General features: G+C 72.0%; 16 protein-coding genes and 2 tRNA genes. 17 read left to right on the top strand and 1 reads right to left on the bottom strand.

What is annotated here, in order from left to right; genetic code table 11:
• Positions 1–24 precede the first annotated feature (24 nt).
• From dnaG to EDF20_RS02565, 8 genes are all read left to right on the top strand, one after another.
• On the top strand, positions 25–1,935 hold the full coding sequence (gene dnaG, locus EDF20_RS02600) for a DNA primase (RefSeq protein ID WP_123546118.1): 1,911 nt from the start codon (positions 25–27) through the stop codon (positions 1,933–1,935).
• Between the two features lie 163 nt (positions 1,936–2,098).
• Positions 2,099–3,724, top strand: coding sequence for an ABC transporter substrate-binding protein (locus EDF20_RS02595; RefSeq protein WP_123546116.1), 1,626 nt, complete (start codon positions 2,099–2,101; stop codon positions 3,722–3,724).
• 205 nt (positions 3,725–3,929) lie between these two features.
• On the top strand, positions 3,930–4,931 hold the full coding sequence (locus EDF20_RS02590) for an ABC transporter permease (protein WP_228506369.1): 1,002 nt from the start codon (positions 3,930–3,932) through the stop codon (positions 4,929–4,931).
• A gap of 2 nt (positions 4,932–4,933) precedes the next feature.
• The gene (locus EDF20_RS02585; protein ID WP_123546114.1) at positions 4,934–5,974 is read left to right on the top strand and encodes an ABC transporter permease; all 1,041 of its coding nucleotides are present in this window, start codon (positions 4,934–4,936) and stop codon (positions 5,972–5,974) included.
• On the top strand, positions 5,971–7,719 hold the full coding sequence (locus EDF20_RS02580) for an ABC transporter ATP-binding protein (protein ID WP_133737608.1): 1,749 nt from the start codon (positions 5,971–5,973) through the stop codon (positions 7,717–7,719). The genes EDF20_RS02585 and EDF20_RS02580 overlap by 4 nt, the downstream gene beginning before the upstream one ends.
• Before the next feature lie 5 nt (positions 7,720–7,724).
• On the top strand, positions 7,725–8,603 hold the full coding sequence (locus tag EDF20_RS02575; RefSeq protein ID WP_243833341.1) for an ATP-binding cassette domain-containing protein: 879 nt from the start codon (positions 7,725–7,727) through the stop codon (positions 8,601–8,603).
• The gene (locus EDF20_RS02570) at positions 8,600–9,604 is read left to right on the top strand and encodes an NAD(P)-dependent oxidoreductase (protein WP_123546108.1); all 1,005 of its coding nucleotides are present in this window, start codon (positions 8,600–8,602) and stop codon (positions 9,602–9,604) included. The genes EDF20_RS02575 and EDF20_RS02570 overlap by 4 nt, the downstream gene beginning before the upstream one ends.
• A gap of 144 nt (positions 9,605–9,748) precedes the next feature.
• Positions 9,749–9,821, top strand: a tRNA-Asn gene (locus EDF20_RS02565).
• Between the two features lie 104 nt (positions 9,822–9,925).
• Here EDF20_RS02565 and def read toward each other — a convergent pair.
• Positions 9,926–10,492, bottom strand: a complete 567-nt coding sequence (gene def / locus EDF20_RS02560; RefSeq protein WP_133737607.1) for a peptide deformylase — start codon at positions 10,490–10,492, stop codon at positions 9,926–9,928.
• A gap of 40 nt (positions 10,493–10,532) precedes the next feature.
• Here def and EDF20_RS02555 point away from each other — a divergent pair, with 40 nt between their 5' ends.
• The 9 genes from EDF20_RS02555 to EDF20_RS02515 all read left to right on the top strand — a co-directional run bounded on the left by EDF20_RS02555 (position 10,533) and on the right by EDF20_RS02515 (position 18,600).
• On the top strand, positions 10,533–11,453 hold the full coding sequence (locus EDF20_RS02555; protein WP_123546104.1) for a DMT family transporter: 921 nt from the start codon (positions 10,533–10,535) through the stop codon (positions 11,451–11,453).
• A 105-nt stretch (positions 11,454–11,558) separates the two neighbouring features.
• Complete coding sequence (locus EDF20_RS02550; RefSeq protein ID WP_243833340.1) at positions 11,559–12,800, top strand: glycosyltransferase; 1,242 nt, start codon at positions 11,559–11,561, stop codon at positions 12,798–12,800.
• Positions 12,801–12,834: 34 nt separating this feature from the next.
• A tRNA-Ile gene (locus tag EDF20_RS02545) sits at positions 12,835–12,908 on the top strand.
• 66 nt (positions 12,909–12,974) lie between these two features.
• The gene (locus EDF20_RS02540) at positions 12,975–13,304 is read left to right on the top strand and encodes a hypothetical protein (protein WP_123546101.1); all 330 of its coding nucleotides are present in this window, start codon (positions 12,975–12,977) and stop codon (positions 13,302–13,304) included.
• Between the two features lie 79 nt (positions 13,305–13,383).
• Positions 13,384–14,523 (top strand): LLM class flavin-dependent oxidoreductase, encoded by a 1,140-nt coding sequence (locus EDF20_RS02535; RefSeq protein WP_123546099.1) that lies wholly within the window; start codon positions 13,384–13,386, stop codon positions 14,521–14,523.
• A gap of 10 nt (positions 14,524–14,533) precedes the next feature.
• On the top strand, positions 14,534–15,166 hold the full coding sequence (locus EDF20_RS02530) for an FMN reductase (protein WP_133737606.1): 633 nt from the start codon (positions 14,534–14,536) through the stop codon (positions 15,164–15,166).
• 117 nt (positions 15,167–15,283) lie between these two features.
• On the top strand, positions 15,284–16,114 hold the full coding sequence (locus EDF20_RS02525; RefSeq protein WP_133737605.1) for a DUF1684 domain-containing protein: 831 nt from the start codon (positions 15,284–15,286) through the stop codon (positions 16,112–16,114).
• Positions 16,115–16,199: 85 nt separating this feature from the next.
• Positions 16,200–17,858, top strand: coding sequence for a bifunctional 3'-5' exonuclease/DNA polymerase (locus tag EDF20_RS02520; RefSeq protein WP_133737604.1), 1,659 nt, complete (start codon positions 16,200–16,202; stop codon positions 17,856–17,858).
• A gap of 205 nt (positions 17,859–18,063) precedes the next feature.
• Entirely contained in the window at positions 18,064–18,600 is a 537-nt protein-coding gene (locus EDF20_RS02515; RefSeq protein WP_123546092.1) for a DUF3145 domain-containing protein, read from the top strand.
• Positions 18,601–18,636: the final 36 nt, after the last annotated feature.

Here is an 18,636-nt window from a genome sequence, read left to right as displayed (position 1 = left end):
CGAGCACCCAGGAGGGACCGTCCCGTGCCCGGCCTGATCAAGCGCGACGACATCGACGAGGTGCGCTCCCGCACGAACATCGCCGACGTCGTCGGCGACCACGTCACGCTCAAGGGCGCCGGCGTCGGCTCGCTGAAGGGCCTCTGCCCGTTCCACGACGAGCGCAGCCCGAGCTTCCACGTCCGCCCCCAGGTCGGCCGGTACCACTGCTTCGGCTGCGGTGAGGACGGCGACGTCTACAGCTTCGTCATGAAGACCGACCACACGACGTTCCAGGAGGCGGTCGAGCGGCTGGCGAGCCGGATCGGCTTCACCCTGCGCTACGAGGACGGCGGCAAGGCGAGCGACCACGGCGGCCGGGCGCGTCTCATCGCCGCGAACGAGGCCGCGCGGGAGTTCTTCGCCCAGCACCTCACCGCCGCGGACGCGGACCCGGCCCGTCGGTTCCTCGGCGAGCGCGGTTTCGACCCTGCGGCGGCCGAGCGCTTCGGCGTGGGGTTCGCGCCCAAGTCGTTCGACGCCCTCCGCTCGCACCTCAAGGGCGCGGGCTTCGCCGACGAGGAGCTCGTCACGGCCGGGCTGCTGAGCCAGGGCGACCGCAGCCCCTACGACCGGTTCCGGGGCCGTCTCGTGTGGCCGATCCGCGACGTCACCGGGTCGACCATCGGCTTCGGGGCCAGGCGCCTCCTCGACGACGACAAGGGCCCGAAGTACCTGAACACTCCCGAGACGCCGATCTACCACAAGTCGCAGGTGCTCTACGGGCTCGACCTCGCCCGCCGCGACATCGCGAAGGGCAAGCAGGTCGTCATCGTCGAGGGCTACACCGACGTCATGGCGTGCCACCTCGCAGGCGTGACGACCGCCGTCGCGACCTGCGGCACCTCCTTCGGCGTGGACCACATCAAGCTGCTGCGGCCGATGCTGGGCGAGAGCGCTGGACACGACCTCTCGGCGCTCGGCCAGGTCGTCTTCACCTTCGACCCCGACGAGGCCGGCCAGAAGGCCGCGTCCCGGGCCTTCGCCGAGGAGCAGCGGTTCCAGACGCAGACGTTCGTGGCCCTCCCGCCCGAGGGCCTGGACCCCTGCGACCTGCGGCTCGCGAGGGGCGACGACGCCGTCCGGCGCATGATCGACACCCGTCGACCGATGTTCGAGTTCATGATCCAGCGCAGCGTCGTGGGGTTCGACCTCGAGACGGTCGAGGGCCGTGCCAGCGCGGTGCGAGCAGCTGCCCCGGCCGTCGCGTCCATCCGCGACAACTCGATCCGCCTCGGCTACGCGCGGTTCCTCGCGAAGGCGGTCGGAGAGGACACGGAGAGCGTCGTCGAGGTCGTGACGTCCGTGATGCGCCAGGCGCAGGCCGTCGCGGCGGCACCCCGTGCGCTGCCGGCCAACGCCTCCGAGGGGCGTCAGTCCATCACGAGCCTGCCGCCCCTGCCCGAGGAGCCCGCAGGCCCCAGCCTCATGACGCTGCCCGGCGACCTGACGACCCGCACCGAGCGCGACGCGGTCATGGCCATGCTGCAGCACCCCGACGCCGTGGGCTTCGAGCTGATGAGGCGAGCGGTCCAGGCGCGACTCGAGACCACCTCCCTGGCGGTCGTGCGCGACGCCATCGGCGCGAGCCTCGACAAGTTCGGCGACGCCTCCTGGCTCGACGTCGTGCTCGACCAGACGCCCGCGCCGTTCGACGCCCTGGCGAAGGAGCTGGCGGTCGCGCCGATCCCGGAGCGCCAGGACAGGGAGATCACGACCTACTGCCGCGGCATCGTCGTCTCGATCGTCGAACGCGACCTGATCAGGGAGAAGTCGGAGCTGATGGGCCGGTCGTTCCGCACGGACGTCAAGACCGACCCCGACAAGTGGCGCGAGATCCAGGTGCAGCTCGCCGCCCTCGAGGTCGAGCGGAGAGCGCTCACCGCCGAGCAGTGAGGCGACCGGACCACGTGGCAAACTTCGTTGCGAGTTTGTAAACGATCGCCTACCGGTTGCAGCCGAGAGCTGACTGTGTGTTACCAATAGCTACCCCCCGTGCACTGTCGCACCCACAGCTGCGGCCTCGGGGTCCCTGCACACAGAGAAAGAGGCAACCGGAATGACATCCGACTCCAGGCTCAACCGCCGCGTCCTCGCCGTCATGGGAGGAGCAGCCGCCACGGCTCTCGTCCTGGCCGGCTGCGCGTCCGGCGGCGACGCGGCCGACGACGCGCTCAACGGCATCAGCGTCGGCACCACCGACGTCATCACCTCCCTCGACCCGGCCGGGTCGTACGACAACGGCTCGTTCGCGGTGCAGAACCAGGTCTTCGGGTTCCTCATGAACTCGCCCTACGGCAGCCCGGACGTCGAGCCCGACCTCGCCGAGTCGGCCGAGTTCACCGACCCGACCACCTACACGGTCACCCTCAAGGACGGCCTGACGTTCGCCAACGGCAACGCGCTGACCTCGAGCGACGTGAAGTTCACCTTCGACCGCCAGCTGGCCATCGCGGACGACAACGGCCCTTCGTCGCTGCTCGGCAACCTCGCCAGCACCGAGGCCCCCGACGACAAGACCGTGGTCTTCACGCTCAAGGGCGCCGACCAGACCTGGCCCCAGATCCTCTCGAGCCCCGCCGGGCCCGTCGTCGACGAGGACGTCTTCTCGGCGACCAGCCTGACCACGCCGGACGACATCGTCTCGGGCAACGCCTTCTCCGGCCAGTACACGATCACGGACTACTCCGAGAACGAGTCGATCCAGTACGCGGCCAACGAGTCCTACGACGGCGTGCTCGGCGCGGCGAAGACGGACTCGATCACGGCCACGTACTACACGGAGGAGACCGACCTCAAGCTCGCCGTGCAGGAGGGCGACGTCGACGTCGCGAACCGCAGCCTGAGCCCGACCGACCTCGCCGACCTGGCCAAGGACGACTCGCTGACCGTGCACAACGGCCCCGGCGGCGAGATCCGCTACATGGTCTTCAACTTCGACACGATGCCCTACGGCGCGACCCAGCCCGACGCCGACGCGGCGAAGTCCCTGGCCGTGCGTCAGGCCGTCGCGAGCGTCGTCGACCGCGAGGCCCTCGCCAAGGAGGTCTACAACGACACGTACACGCCGCTCTACTCGGTCGTGCCCGACGGCCTGACCGGCGCCACCAAGCCGCTGGAGTCGCTCTACGGCGACGGCCAGGGCGGCCCGGACGCCGACGCCGCGACCGCGGCGCTGTCGGCGGCCGGCGTGGACGTGCCCGTCCAGCTCGACCTGCAGTACAGCCCCGACCACTACGGCGCGTCGAGCGACGAGGAGTACGCCCTCATCAAGACGCAGCTCGAGGCGTCCGGCCTGTTCACGGTGAACCTGCAGTCGACACTGTGGGACACCTACTCCACCGAGCGCCGCCAGGACGCCTACCCCGTCTACCAGCTCGGCTGGTTCCCCGACTTCTCGGACGCCGACAACTACCTGTCGCCGTTCTTCGTGAAGGACAACTTCGTCGGCAACCACTACGACTCGGCGGCCGTCCAGGCCCTCCTGTCGCAGGAGATCGCCGAGGAGGACGAGACGGCCCGCACCGCGCTCATCGGGGACATCCAGGACGCCGTCGCGGCCGACCTGCCGACGCTGCCGCTCCTCCAGGGCACGCAGGTCGTCGTCTCGGCCAGCGACGTCCAGGGCGTCGACGACACGCTCGACCCGTCGTTCAAGTTCCGCTACGGAGCGCTCAGCCGCTAGTCGGCAGGACGACCGCCACACGGCACGACGACGAGGGGTGCTCCGCCCACGGGCGGGGCACCCCTCGCGTCCGCCCCCGTTCCACCCAGAGAGGCACATCGACGTGACAGTGCTCACCGGCGACCAGATCGCCCCCGAGCGGCCCGCCCCCGCGGCCCCCCGACGACGCCGTGCAGGCGGCGGAGGCGGTGGTCTCGGACGCTACCTGGTGGTCAGGGCCGTCCTGATCATCCCCACCGTCTTCATCCTCGTCACGCTGGTGTTCTTCCTGATGCGCGTGGTCGGCAACCCGATCACCGCCTCGGTAGGCGACCGCTTGACGGAGGCGCAGCTCGCCGAGCGGCTCGCCGCGGCCGGCTACGACCGGCCGATCATCGTCCAGTACGTCGAGTACCTCGGCCAGATCGTGCGCCTCGACTTCGGCACGACCGCCACGGACAACCGCCAGATCAGCGACATCATCGTCACGTACGGCGCCGCGACCCTCGAGCTCGTGATCTACGCGCTCATCGTCGCGCTCGTGATCGGCATCCCGCTCGGCATGCTCGCGGCCTACCTCCGCGACCGCTGGCCCGACGCCGTGCTGCGCATCCTCGCGATCTTCGCCTACGCCACGCCCGTCTTCTTCGCGGGCCTGCTGCTCAAGCTCACCTTCTCGGTCTGGCTCGGCTGGCTCCCGCTGAGCGGGCGCGCCGACACCCGGATCGCGATCGCGCTCGGTCGGATCGAGAACCCGACCGGCATCTACATCCTCGACGCGCTGCGGCTCGGCAACTCGACCATCACGCTGAACGTCCTCAGCCACGCGGTGCTGCCCGCCCTCACGCTGGGCCTGCTCACGGCGGGCATCTTCCTCCGCCTGGTGCGGACGAACGTCATCGGCACGCTCGGCTCCGAGTACGTGGACGCCGCGCGCTCGCGTGGCGTCTCCGAGCTGCGTCTCGTGCGGAAGCACGCGCTCAAGCCGGCGCTCATCCCCATCATCACGGTGATGGGCCTGCAGATCGCGATGCTGCTCGGCGGCTCGGTGCTCACCGAGACGACCTTCGGCTGGCGCGGCCTCGGCTTCCAGCTGCAGCAGTACCTCTCGGCGCGAGACTTCGTCGCCGTGCAGGGCATCGTCGCCGTGCTCGCCGTCATCGTCGCCGTCACGAACTTCCTGGTCGACGTCATCGCGGCCCTCATCGACCCGAGAGTGAGGTACTGACCGTGTCGTCCACCACCTCCGGCGTCCTGTCCGACCGGCACGAGCCCCTCTGGAAGCGCCTCCCGATCGTCGCCCACGTGCGCCGCTCGGTCGGCCTGCAGCGCGGCATGCTCGTCGCCGGGATCGTCATCTGCGTCGCGTTCATCGTGCTCGCCGTCTTCGCCCCGCTCATCGCGCCCTACGGCTACGGCCAGCTCAGCGACGACGCGGGCACGTTCGCCCGTCAGGCCGCGCCCTCGGCCCAGCATCTCTGGGGCACCACGGTCGGCGGGTACGACGTCTTCAGCCGCGTGGTCTGGGGCACCCGGACCGCGATCTCCGTCGTCGTCGTCGCGGTCGTGCTCTCGATCGTCCTCGGCGTCGTCCTCGGCCTCGTTTCCGGCTACCTCGGCGGCTGGGTCGACCGCGTCCTCGTCGTCGTGGCCGACGCCGTCTACGCGTTCCCGTCGCTGCTGCTCGCGATCGTCGTCTCGATCGTCATCAGCGGCGGCCAGTCGAGCCTCTGGGGCGGCATCCTCTCGGCGGGCATCTCGATCACCGTCGTGTTCGTGCCCCAGTACTTCCGCGTCGTCCGCGCCGAGGCCGTCCGGCTCAAGTCCGAGGCCTTCGTCGAGTCCGCCAAGGTCGTCGGCAGCAGCACGCCGCGCATCATGTTCAAGCACGTGCTCCGCAACGCGACCCGCAGCCTGCCGCTCATCCTCACGCTGAACGCGTCGGAGGCGATCCTCACCCTGGCCGCGCTCGGCTTCCTGGGCTTCGGCATCGGCCCGACGTCGGCCGCCGAGTGGGGCTACGACCTGAACCGCGCGCTCAGCGACACGGCGAGCGGCATCTGGTGGACGGGCGTGTTCCCCGGCGCGGCCATCGTCCTGATGGTGCTCGGCATCACCCTCGTGGGCGAGAGCCTGAACGACCTGGCCGACCCGCGCCTCCGGACGCGTCGTCGGGCCGGTCGCGGCAAGAAGGCAGGGCGCAGCGGCGCCGGCAGCACCACGACCACGACGGCCGCAGCGCCGGTCGAGCCGCAGGAGGCGACAGCATGACCACCGGACCGCTCGACCAGGGCGCACAGGCCGCCCAGCCCGTCCGCTACGCCGCCCACGACGTCGCCCGCGACGAGCGCGACGTGGCCGTCGGCATCACCGACCTCCGTGTGACGTTCGCGACCGACGGCGGCGACGTCGCGGCGGTCCGCGGCGTCACCCTCGACGTGCGCGCGGGCGAGGTGCTCGCCATCGTCGGCGAGTCCGGCAGCGGCAAGTCCGTGACGGCCAAGACGATCCTGCGGCTCCTGCCCGAGACGGCGGTCGCGTCCGGTGCCGTCGTGCTCTCGGGGAAGAACGTGCTCGAGATCGGCCGCGGCGCCGTGCGCGAGATGCGCGGCACCGAGGTCGCGATGGTCTTCCAGGAGCCGTCGACCGCCCTCAACCCCGTCTACACGGTGGGCTGGCAGATCGCCGAGGGCATCCGTGCCCACGGCAAGGTCGGCCGGAAGGAGGCGCGGGCGAGGGCCGTCGACATCCTGCGGAAGGTGGGCATCCCCGACCCCGAGACCCGCGTCGACTACTACCCGCACCAGTTCTCGGGCGGCCAGAAGCAACGCGTGGTCATCGCCATGGCCCTCGTGCTGAACCCGTCGGTCATCGTCGCCGACGAGCCGACCACGGCGCTCGACGTGACGGTGCAGGCCGAGATCCTCGACCTGCTGCGCCGCTGTCGCGACGAGTTCGGCACCGCCATCGTGCTGATCACCCACAACATGGGCGTGGTGGCCGACCTGGCCGACCGGGTGGCCGTGATGTACCAGGGCGAGGTCGTCGAGCAGGCGACCTCGGAGGCGCTGTTCGCGTCGCCGCAGGACGACTACACGAAGCGCCTCCTCGGCAGCGTCCCCGTGCTCGAGCCGCGCGGCGCGCAGGTGCAGGCCGGCGAGGCCGACCGCGACGTCGTCGTGCGCGCCACGGGCCTCGAGATCGAGTACCCGGGCCGCCTCGGCCGCGGCGGGTTCCGGGCCGTCAAGGGCGTCGACTTCTCGATCGCGAAGGGCGAGGTGCTCGGCCTCGTCGGCGAGAGCGGCTCGGGCAAGACCACCATCGGCCGTGCCATCGCCGGCCTGACCAAGGTGACCGGCGGCTCCCTCGAGGTGCTCGGCGTCGAGATGAACGGCGTGCACGAGCGCGACTTCAAGCCGCTGCGGGCCGACATCGGGTTCGTCTTCCAGGACCCGGCGTCGAGCTTCAACCCGCTGCTGACCATCGCCGAGTGCGTGGCCGAGCCCCTCATCGTGCACGGCCGCGCCGGCGACGCGCGCGCCGCGCGCCCACGCGTCGACGAGCTGATGGAGGCGGTGCAGCTGCCCAAGGCGTTCGGGGACCGCTACCCGCACGAGCTCAGCGGCGGCCAGCGGCAGCGCGCCAGCCTCGCCCGGTCGCTGGCCCTGGAGCCGAGCCTCCTCATCGCCGACGAACCCACGAGCGCCCTCGACGTGTCGGTGCAGGCACGCGTGCTCGAGCTCTTCCGCGAGCTGCAGGCCGACCTCGGCTTCGCGGCGCTCTTCATCAGCCACGACCTCGCGGTCGTGAACATGCTCGCCGACCGCATCGGCGTCCTGTACCACGGCGACCTCGTCGAGAGCGGGCCGAACGACCAGGTGCTCGGCGCCCCGGAGCACCCGTACACCCAGCGGCTGCTCGCCTCCCTGCCGGTGCCCGACCCGGCCGAGCAGGCGGCGCGTCGTCGCCGTCTCGCCGAGCTCGACGCGCGCGCGGCGTCGGGCGAGGTAGCGTGACGCGGGTGAGCCCCGAACTCGACCTGGACCGCCCCGTCACGACGGACGATCTCTCGCTGACCTACCCGGCGCGTGCGGGCCACCCAGCGCTGCGGGCGGTCGACGGGGTCACCCTCGACATCCGGGTCGGCGAGATCATCGCCGTGCTGGGGGAGAGCGGCTCCGGCAAGTCGACCCTGGCGCTGGCCGTCGCAGGCCTCGTCGGCAAAGGCCGCCCGCCGGAGGGCCGTCCGCAGATCAGCGGGGGAGCGGCGAGCGTCTTCGGCCTCGAGCTGACCCGGGCGAGCGCTCGACGTCGCGGCCGGCTGTCGTCGGTCGTCGGCTACCTCGCGCAGGACGACGGCGAGGCCCTCAGCCCCGACCTGACTGTCGGCGAGGCCATCGCCGAGCCGATCTACCTGCGTGACCGGCACTTCGACCGCCGCGAGGCGGGGCGTCTCGTGACGGCGCTGGTCGACGCGGTGCACCTCCCGCTCGGGACGATGCTCAAGCAGACCTGGGAGCTCAGCTCGGGTCAGCGGCAGCGCGTGGCCCTGGCGCGGTCCCTGGTGCTCGAGCCGCGCCTCCTCGTGGCCGACGAGCCAGCGCGGGGCGTCGACGTGCTCGTGCGGCAGGCCGTGCTCGACGTCATCAAGAACCTGCACGCCGACCGCCAGTTCTCGGCGATGGTCGTCACGTCGAGCGTGTCCGAGGCGCGGGCGATCACCGACCGCGTCGCCGTCATGCGCGGCGGCCGCCTCGTCGGCCTCGGTCAGATCGACACGGTCCTCCGCGACGGGGTCGACCCCTACGTCAAGGTGCTGTCGACCACGACGCCGATCGACGTCATCAGCCCCGAGGAACGCGAGCGCGGCGACCGACGGCGCGACGAGCGACGACCGTGACCGCGGGAGGCGCGCGCGGCCACCGAGCAGCGGCCACCGCGGCCGTCGACCTGCCACCGGAGCGCCGCCCTCGTCCCGGCGCCGTGAGCGTCGGCCCGCGCGGCTCGGCGGTCTTCGAGGACGCCGTGCACGAGGCGGGCGGTGAGCTCGTCCCGCTCGGCCCGGACACCCGTGGCCTCATCTGGCTCTCGTACCGCGACGTCGCCGGCCTCGAGGCTGCCCTCGCGGAGCACCCGGGCATCGAGTGGGTGCAGCTGCCCTGGGCCGGGGTGGACGCGTTCTCCGGGGTGCTCGAGGCACATCGCGACCGGGCGCTGCCGCTCTGGACGAGCGCGAAGGGCGCCTACGCCGAGCCGGTCGCCGAGCACGCGCTCGTGCTGCTCCTGTCGCTGTTGCGCGTCGTGCCCTCGCGGGTGCTGGCGTCGACGTGGCAGACCGAGCAGCGGGGCATCTCGCTCTACGGCCGGCACGTCGTGATCGTCGGTGCCGGGGGCATCGCGCGCGAGCTGGTGCGCCTGCTGGCGCCCTTCGAGGTGCGGGTGACGATCGTGCGCCGCACGGCGGACCCGGTCGAGGGCGTCGCGCGGACCGTGGGGGTCGACCTGCTCGACGAGGTGCTGCCCACCGCCGACGTCGTCGTGGTGGCGGCAGCCGCGACCCCGGGCACGGCCCGGCTCTTCGACGCTCGCCGGCTGGCCCTCCTCCCGTCCCGTGCCGTGTTCGTCAACGTCGCCCGGGGGAGCCTCGTCGACACCGACGCCCTCGTCGCCGCCGTCCGCGCCGACCGGCTCTGGGGCGTCGGCCTGGACGTCACCGACCCGGAGCCGCTGCCGGACGGCCACCCGCTCTGGCGCGACCCTCGGGTCGTCGTCACGCCGCACCAGGCGGACACCCCGGAGATGACCGCGCCGCTGCTCGCCGGTCGCATCCGCCACAACGTCAGGGCCCTGGCGGGCGAGGGGCACTTCGTCGGCGTCGTCGACCCTGTCGTCGGCTACTGAGCCGGCGGGTCGGTCGAGCCGCTCGGGCCCGACCGTCGAGGAGGCGCGCGACGCGCCCGGCGGTCACCTCGTGTTCAGAGACCGCCGCGACATGCGCTAGTGTTGTGTCCGCTGTCAGGGACTCCGGTCCAGGTCAGCTGCCATTCCTCGATAGCTCAATTGGCAGAGCAGCCGGCTGTTAACCGGCAGGTTGTTGGTTCGAGTCCAACTCGGGGAGCGAAGGCCCAGCGGCTCCACCCGCTGGGCCTTTTCTCTTTCGTGGGTGCTCGGTCAGTGTGGGTGTTCGGTGAGGGCGGGTGCTCGGTCAGTGTCAGTGCTCGGTCAGTCGTCGAGGTGGTCGACGCCCGGCAGCCAGGTCTGGCCCGGCACGCCCCAGCCCGCCTTCTTGACGCTCTTGGCCGCGGCCTTGTGCAGGGGGTGCTCCAGGCGGTCGGCGTAGAGGACGCCGTCGAGGTGGTCGTACTCGTGCTGGAAGATGCGGGCGAGCCAGCCGTGCGCCTCGATCTCGTACTCGTCGCCGTCGAGGTCCGTCGCGCGGAGCAGCACGCTCTCTGCCCGGCGCAGCGGGAACCGCTCGCCCGGGATCGAGAGGCACCCCTCCGACTCGTCGTCGTCGTCGAGGGGCTCGATGCCGAGCGGGCTCTGCCAGAGCGTCGGGTTGATCGCGACGCCGCGCCAGGGCTCGCCGTCGTCGTCCACCCACGAGTACACGAAGAGACGGAGTCCGACCCCGACCTGCGGGCCCGCGAGGCCCACTCCGGGTGCGGCGTCCATCGTCTCGAACATGTCGGCGACGAGCGTGCGCAGGTCGTCGTCGACGACCTCCACCTCGGCGGCTCGGGCGTGGAGGACGGGTTCTCCCGTGATGGTGATGGGTCGTACGGCCATTCGCCCAGACTATCCAGCGCGCTGCCGCTACCGTGTCACCGTGAGCGCTGACCTCGGGGACCTGACCGCCCAGGTGTCGTTGACCCCGTACCAGGCGCTGGGCATCCCCATCGCCCTCGTCGGCGCGGTCTTCCTCTCGATCGGCGCGCAGCTGCAGAGCCGCGGTGTCGAGAAGGTCGAGCGGCGCCTCGGGGCGGCGCAGAGCGGCATGAGCGTGCGCCAGGTGGTCGCGCTGGTCGGCAGGCCGTCCTGGGTGGCCGGCACGCTCCTCCTGGGCCTGGCCGTGGTCTTCCAGCTGACCAGCCTGAACATCGCACCTCTGCTCGTCGTCCAGCCGCTCGGCGCCGTGGCCCTCGTGGTCACCGCCGTCGTCAACGCCCGCGTGACCAAGCAGCGGCTGAGCGCGAAGGTGAAGCGGTCCATCGCGCTCTGCGTGGGCGGCATCGGGCTCTTCGCGACCGTCGCCGCGTTCGCCGCGACCGAGTCGCCGATCACCACCCGACAGCTGGTCACGGTGCTCGTCCTGCTGCTGGTCGTGGGGGCTGTGCTGGCTGCCGCCTTCGTCGTGCTGCGGCACCGCCGCAACGTCTTGTTCTACGTGATCGGCGCCGGGGTCCTGTACGGGTTCGTCGCGACCCTCGCCAAGGTCGTGCTCAACAGGATCACGTCGGGCACGTTCGACTGGCTCGAGGTCGTCTGCATCGTCATGCTCGTCGCGGCCGCGGTGCTCGGCGGCTACTTCGTCCAGAACGCGTACTCGTCGGGGTCGCCCGACCTCGTCATCGCGGGCCTGACCGTCGTCGACCCGATCATCGCGGTCACCATCGGGATCGTCGTGCTCGGCGAGGCGGCCACGGCGCCGCCGATCGCCGCCGTGCTCTTCCTGGTGGCGGGGGCCGTCGCCGTCGCCGGCGTCTTCCAGCTCGCCAAGCACCAGCCGCAGAAGAAGAGGGTCAGCTGAGCTACCGTGGTCGACGCGGGTCGCCGGGCGTCCGGTTCTCCGGCCCGCCGTCCCGCCTCCTCCTGCACCCGGGCCCGACCATCCCTCACGACAAGGACTGACCACGTGACCGACGCCCACGGACCGACCGATCCGAGCGACACCGCAGCCTGGGCCGACGCGCCGAGGTTGACCGTGCTGATCGCCGCCGACACGTTCCCGCCCGACGTCAACGGCGCCGCGAACTTCGCCGAGCGGCTCGCCGTCGGCATGGCGGCCCGGGGCCACGACGTGCACGTCCTCGCCCCCGCCGCCAGCCGCAAGCACGGCACGTTCCTGGAGCAGCACGCGGGCGTGACCCTGACGGTCCACCGGCTCTACTCGACCCGGTGGCCCCTGCACGACTGGCTGCGGTTCGCGACGCCGTGGCGCGCCGAGGCCAACGCCGAGCGCGTCATCCGCCAGATCCAGCCCGACGTCGTCCACATCCAGTCGCACATCGTGATCGGCCGCGCGGTGGTCCGGGTCGCGAACCGCCTCGGCATCCGGGCCGTGGCGACCAACCACTTCATGCCCGAGAACCTGCTCGAGCACACGGGGCTGCCGCACGCGCTGCGGGCCACGGCGGTGAAGATGGCCTGGGCCGACGCGAGCCGCACCTACCACCGCGTCGAGTCGATGACGACGCCGACCGACAAGGCGGCCCGGTTCCTCGAGAAGGCGATCGACGTCGAGGGCGTGCTCGCGGTCTCGTGCGGCATCGAGGCGTCGAACTACACGGCCCGCGACGACCGGCCCGAGGGCAACCGCATCGTCTTCGTCGGACGCGTCACCGCCGAGAAGCAGATCGACGTGCTGCTGCGCGCCATGACGCTGATCGACCCGACGCTCGAGAGCACGCTCACGATCGTCGGCGGCGGCGACCTCATGCGTCACCTGCAGCAGCTCAGCGTCGACCTGGGCCTCGCCGGGCGCGTCACGTTCGCCGGCTACCTCTCCGACGCCGAGCTGCGCCGCACCCTCACCGACGCCACCGTGTTCGCGATGCCGTCGATCGCCGAGCTGCAGAGCATCGCGAGCCTCGAGGCGATGGCGTCAGGTCTGCCGATCGTGGTCGCGGACGCGATGGCCCTGCCGCACCTGGTCGACGACGGCGGCAACGGCTGGTTGTTCCGCCCCGGCGACAGCGCCGACCTGGCCGACAAGCTGACGCGGGTGCTCACGTCCCCCGACGACGAGTACCTCACGATGCGGCGAGCCAGCCTCCGGATGATCGAGGGGCACGACATCGAGCGCACGCTCAACGTCTTCGAGGGCCTGTATCGTGGGCAGCCGGTGGCTCCCACCACCGACGTCGTCTCGTCCTGACCACACCCGCGGGTGCCGGTCGGGCCGGCGACACGGGGCGGTAGCTCAGCCGGTTAGAGCAGTCGACTCATAATCGATCGGTCACGGGTTCAAGTCCCGTCCGCCCTACTCCCGCGCCGGCGCCGGAGCCGCGCCTCCCAGCCCTCCCGCTCGTCCGTCTGGCACCATGGCGGGATGTTCTTCAGCAAGAGCGCAGGCCCCGACCAGGGGGACGACTCCCTCGCGTCCGTCGGCGCCGAGCCGCGGATGGGCGTCGGGGCGCAGGTGTACGTGCTCGACTCCGACGAGGATCCGACGTCGCCGTGGCCCTTCGGCCCCACGGGCGTCGTCATGCGCGCAGGTGGCTCAGCGTGGCAGGGCGTGTCCGCGATCGGCGGCTCGGCCCGGACGTGGTGGGTCGAGTTCGACTCGCCGCAGCTCGACCGTGACGGTGACGGCCCGGTGCAGAGCGCCCAGGTCGCCGAGCGGTTCCTCCGCCTCGCGCCGCCGATCGCACCTCGCTGACACGGCCGGGAATAGTCCCGCCCGACAGGTCGTTCACCCATCTACATGCAGACGCATGAACTAGATCTGAGGTGAGACCATGCAGTTCGGAGTCTTCTCCGTCGGCGACATCACGGCCGACCCGACCACCGGCCGGGTGCCGACCGAGCACGAGCGCATCAAGGCGATGGTGACCATCGCCCAGAAGGTCGAGGAGGTGGGCCTCGACGTCTTCGCGGCCGGCGAGCACCACAACCCGCCCTTCGTGAACTCGAGCCCGACGACGCTGCTCGCCACGATCGCGGCGACGACCGAGCGCATCCAGCTGAGCACGGCGACGACGCTCATCACGACGAACGACCCGGTGAAGATCGCCGAGGACTTCGCGATGCTGCAGCACCTCGCCGACGGCCGGGTCGACCTGACCCTCGGCCGCGGCAACACGGGCCCGGTCTACCCCTGGTTCGGCAAGGACATCCGCCAGGGGATCAACCTGGCCATCGAGAACTACGCTCTGCTGCGCCGCCTCTGGACCGAGGACGTCGTCGACTGGAAGGGCCACTTCCGCACGCCGCTGCAGGGCTTCACCGCGACGCCCCGCCCGCTCGACGGCGTCGCCCCGTTCGTCTGGCACGGCTCGATCCGCAGCCCGGAGATCGCCGAGCAGGCCGCGTACTACGGCGACGGGTTCTTCGCCAACCACATCTTCTGGCCTGCCTCGCACACGAAGCAGATGGTCGACCTCTACCGCAGCCGCTTCGAGCACCACGGCCACGGCCGCGCCGACCAGGCGATCGTCGGGCTCGGCGGGCAGGTCTTCATGGCCAAGAACTCGCAGGACGCGAAGCGCGCCTTCCGCCCGTACTTCGACGAGGCCCCCGTCTACGGCCGCGGTCCGAGCATGGAGGACTTCACGAGCCAGACGCCGCTCACCGTCGGCAGCCCGCAGGAGGTCATCGACCGCACGCTCGGCTTCCGCGAGTACGTCGGCGACTACCAGCGTCAGCTGTTCCTCATCGACCACGCGGGCCTGCCCCTGCAGACCGTCCTCGAGCAGCTCGACATCCTCGGCGAGGAGGTCGTGCCCGTGCTCCGCCGCGAGTTCGCGTCCCGTCGTGCTGCGGGCGTCCCCGACGCGCCGACGCACGCCTCCCTCGTGGCCGCGGCCGCCGCCTCCGCCGCGACCTCGTCCGTCACGTCCTCGGTCACGGCCGACGCCGCGTCCGTCCCGAGCCTGTAGGAGGCGCCCCGTGAGCACCAGGAAGATCATCGTCCTCTCGGCAGGGCTCGGCCAGCCCTCCTCCACCCGGCTCCTCGCCGACCGTCTCGCCGAGGCGAGCGCCCGGGCCCTGCTCGACCAGGGTTCGCCCGCCGAGTTCCGGGTCGTCGAACTCCGTGACCACGCCCACGACGTCACCGACGCGATGCTGACGGGGTTCCCGTCCGAGGCGCTGGCGGACGTGCTGGCGGCCGTCGGCGCCGCGGACGGGGTCGTCGCCGTCACGCCGGTCTTCACGGGCTCCTACAGCGGCCTCTTCAAGTCGTTCTTCGACGTGCTCGACAACACGGCCCTGACCGGCACGCCCGTGCTGATCGGCGCGACGGCGGGCACGGCGCGGCACTCGCTCGTCCTCGACCACGAGCTGCGCCCGCTCTTCTCCTACCTGCGTGCCGTCGTCGTGCCCACCGGCGTCTTCGCCGCGGCGGAGGACTGGGGCGCCGGCGACTCGACGACCACGGGCCTGCCCGAGCGCGTGACGCGCGCGGCGGACGAGTTCGCCGCGCTGGTCTCCCTGCGGCACACCGAGCGTCGCGACCCGTTCGTCGACGTGGTCTCGTTCGAGGAGCAGCTGGGCCGCCTGGGCGTCCCGGACGACGTCTGACCCGCCCACCGGGCCGATCAGCCCCGGACCTCGCCGTGCCGCAGGGCGCGCGGCCCCGGACGGGTCGATGATGGTCACGCCCGACGCGGCGACCCGCGCGCACCCCGAGGAGGACGCATGACCGACACCCGCAGCCCCGCCGACGAGCTCGCCCGGTTCCACGAGGCCAGGCGCGCCCGCGCCGTGAGCCCGCGCGGCCCCCTGGCGCTCGTCAACACGCAGTGGGTCGACTCCGCCCAGCCCGTCTGGGGCGTCGCGGGCACCTGGGCCCCGGCGCCCGACGGCCTCGCGGGGCTCCTCGTCACCGCGACGGCCGCCGACGGCGTCCAGGTGGACGGCGAGGTCGTGGACGGCACCGTGCTCGTCGTGGGCGACGACGCGGTGACGCCGAGCGCCGTGAGGTTCTCCGACACCCTCTCCGGGACCGTCATCGCGAACGACGAGAGCACGAGCTGGGGGCTGCGCGTCTGGGACGCGGACTCCGAGGGCATCCGTCGGTTCGGGTCGATCGACTCGTTCGAGCACGAGCCTGCCTGGGTGGTGACGGCCGACTTCGTGCCGACCGAGGCAGGCACGGAGGTGGACATCCGGCACCAGGCGGACCTCGACCTGAGCCGCCCGAAGCCCCTGCCCGGGCTCATCCGGTTCTCGCTCGGCGGCGTCGACCACGAGCTGGCCGCGTTCCCGAGCGGCTCCGGCGAACGCCTCCAGCTCGTCTTCGGCGACGCGACGAACGGCGAGAGCACCTACTCGGTCGGCCGCTTCCTCTTCCCGACCCCCGGCGACGACGGTACGATCGTGCTCGACTTCAACCAGGCAGTTCTGCCGCCCTGCGCGTTCTCGTACGCCTTCAACTGCCCGATCCCGCCCCCGCAGAACCGACTGACAGTGCCGATCGAGGCCGGCGAGAAGAACGTGCTCGACCGCGACGGCGCCCTGCTGCACTGACGGCGTGGCCGGTCCCGACGGAGCGAGCGGCGAGGCTCCGGGGCCGTGGGCGCGTCCTGTCGCCCGGGGGTGGGATGATCGACGGATGTTCGTGCTCGCCCGTCGCCTCGCCGACGGCGACGTCGAGCTGACGACGTGGCGGCGTCCCGCCCCCGACCAGGTACTGGCCCCGGCCGACGTCGAGGTCGTCGGCGACGCCGACCTGGCCGAGGCCGTCCGGAGGCGCGAGTCGCGCCCCGAGGGCACGGCAGGGCCCCGCTGGGTCTGGGACGACACCCCCCGGTGGTACCCGCGCCTCCTCGAGGCGGGCGTCCGCGTGGCGCGCTGCGTCGACCTGCGGCTCTGCCACGCGCTGCTGCGGTCGGCCGTCGCGACGGCCGGGTCGGAGCTGCACGGGGCGCCCCGCGGCCCGTGGGACGTCCCGCAGGGCGTGGACGGTCCCCGCGACGGGCTCTTCGACGTGCTGCCCGAGTCGCTGCCCGATCCGGCAGGGGAGTTCCTCCGTCAGCGGGCGGCGATCGAGACGAGCCCCGAGCGGGCACGACTCGAGCTGCTGACGACCGCCGAGTCGACGGGCGCGCTGATCGCCGTCGAGATGCGGCACCACGGCGTGCCGTGGTCGGCCCGCGTACACGACCGCGTCCTCAGCGAGGCTCTCGGGCCACGGCCGGCCGCGGGGGAACGACCGGCGCTGATGCGCACCGACCTCGACGAGGTGCGGAGCCGGCTCGACGCCCCCGACCTCAACCCCGACTCGCCCGCCGAGCTGGTGCGCGCGCTCAACTCGGCCGGCGTCCACGTCGCCTCGACGACCAAGTGGGAGCTCGAGCGTCACGACCACCCCGCCGTCGAGCCCCTGCTGCGGTACAAGAAGCGACAGCGGCTGCTCGTCGCCAACGGCTGGGCCTGGCTCGACGCCTGGGTGCGTGACGGGCGATTCCGGCCCGACTACGTGCCGGCCGGCAGCGTCACCGGTCGCTGGGCGACGAGCGGGGGAGGCGCCCTGCAGCTGCCGAGGGCCGTCCGGGCTGCCGTCGTGGCCGACCCGGGCTGGAAGCTCGTCGTCGCCGACGCCTCGCAGCTCGAGCCGCGCATACTGACCGGCCTCTCGGGCGACCGCGCGATGGCGGCGGCGGGCCAGGGCGACCTCTACGAGGGCATCGTGGCGAGCGGCGCGGTGGCGAGCAGGGCCGAGGCCAAGGTCGCGATGCTCGGGGCGATGTACGGCGCGACCCAGGGTGAGAGCGGGCGTCTCGTACCGCGGCTGGCACGCCGGTTCCCGCAGGCGATGGCCCTCGTCGAGACCGCCGCCCGGACCGGCGAGCAGGGGGGAGTGGTCCGCACCCTCCTCGGGCGGACCTCGCCGTCGCCGGCCGACACCGCCGCCGACGAGCTGCCGCCCGAGATGCCCCGTGCCGAGGTCGGGCGCGACGCCCGGTCGTGGGGGCGCTTCACCCGCAACTTCGTCGTACAGGGCACGGCGGCCGAGTGGGCGCTGTGCTGGCTGGGGGCGTTCCGCCAGGCGCTGCACGACCGCTTCGGCGAACGCGGCGACGACGCCCCGCACCTCACGTTCTTCCTGCACGACGAGGTCGTCGTGCACGCGCCGGCGGACACGGCCGACGAGGTCGCGGTCCTCGTCGTCGAGGCGGCTGCGGCCGCGGGCCGGATGCTGTTCGGCGACGCCCCGGTGCGGTTCCCGCTGACCGTGGCCGTCGTCGACGACTACTCGCAGGCCAAGTAGGAGGCGCGGGCGGGTCCGAGGGCGCGCCCGCCGCCTCCTCGTCGGGGGTCACGCACCGCCCCGCGGGGCAGGCCCGATCGATTGCCAGCCGTTGCACGGTTGTGACGCTCAGGGAGCACGTGTCATGATCGACCCAGCGGGCCGAGGTCCGCACACAACCGAACATGCACGAGAGCACGCACACGGTCCACGTGTCCACAGGTCGATGGGGAAGTCGCACCTAACGGATGGAGGAATCGTGGCTGCTGCAACGGCTAGGGGAGTGCTCTTCGTGCACTCGTCCCCTCGTGCACTGTGCCCGCATGTCGAGTGGGCGGTCGGTCGTGCCCTCGGGCACGCCGTGAACTTCGCCTGGGTGGCGCAGCCGGTCCTCTCCGGCGCCCAGAGGACCGAGTTCTCCTGGCAGGGCGACGAAGGTGCCGGCGCGCGCATCGCCTCGGCGCTGCGCGGCTGGGAGCACCTCCGGTACGAGGTCACGGAAGATCCGGGCGTCGAGAACGACGGCGGGCGCTGGATGCACACGCCCGACCTCGGGGTGTTCTTCGCGCAGACCGACACGGCGGGCAACACCGTCGTGCCCGAGGACCGGATCCGCTACGCCATGGACATCGCGGGCTCGAACGCGCTCGAGCTGCACCGCGAGCTGCGGCTCGCGCTCGGCCAGGCCTGGGACGACGAACTGGAGCCGTTCCGCTACAGCGGCGAGGGCAACCCCGTCGTCTGGCTGCACAAGGTCGGCTGACCTCGGTCGCCGGCCTCGGTCGCTGACCTCGGTCGT

The organism is Frigoribacterium sp. PhB116 (genome assembly GCF_004364285.1).
Lineage (GTDB): Bacteria > Actinomycetota > Actinomycetes > Actinomycetales > Microbacteriaceae > Frigoribacterium.
The sequence above is the reverse complement of the archived record's forward strand: the minus strand, read 5'-3'. Positions and strand labels throughout refer to the sequence as shown.

What these genes read in the sequence shown, in the direction of transcription:
- EDF20_RS02595 (WP_123546116.1), top strand. Translation starts at nt 2,099, where the DNA reads ATGACATCCGACTCCAGGCTCAACCGCCGCGTCCTCGCCGTCATGGGA.
- EDF20_RS02580 (WP_133737608.1), top strand. Translation starts at nt 5,971, where the DNA reads ATGACCACCGGACCGCTCGACCAGGGCGCACAGGCCGCCCAGCCCGTC.
- def (WP_133737607.1), bottom strand. Translation starts at nt 10,492, where the DNA reads ATGGCCGTACGACCCATCACCATCACGGGAGAACCCGTCCTCCACGCC.
- EDF20_RS02540 (WP_123546101.1), top strand. Translation starts at nt 12,975, where the DNA reads ATGTTCTTCAGCAAGAGCGCAGGCCCCGACCAGGGGGACGACTCCCTC.
- EDF20_RS02535 (WP_123546099.1), top strand. Translation starts at nt 13,384, where the DNA reads ATGCAGTTCGGAGTCTTCTCCGTCGGCGACATCACGGCCGACCCGACC.
- EDF20_RS02525 (WP_133737605.1), top strand. Translation starts at nt 15,284, where the DNA reads ATGACCGACACCCGCAGCCCCGCCGACGAGCTCGCCCGGTTCCACGAG.
- EDF20_RS02520 (WP_133737604.1), top strand. Translation starts at nt 16,200, where the DNA reads ATGTTCGTGCTCGCCCGTCGCCTCGCCGACGGCGACGTCGAGCTGACG.
- EDF20_RS02515 (WP_123546092.1), top strand. Translation starts at nt 18,064, where the DNA reads ATGGGGAAGTCGCACCTAACGGATGGAGGAATCGTGGCTGCTGCAACG.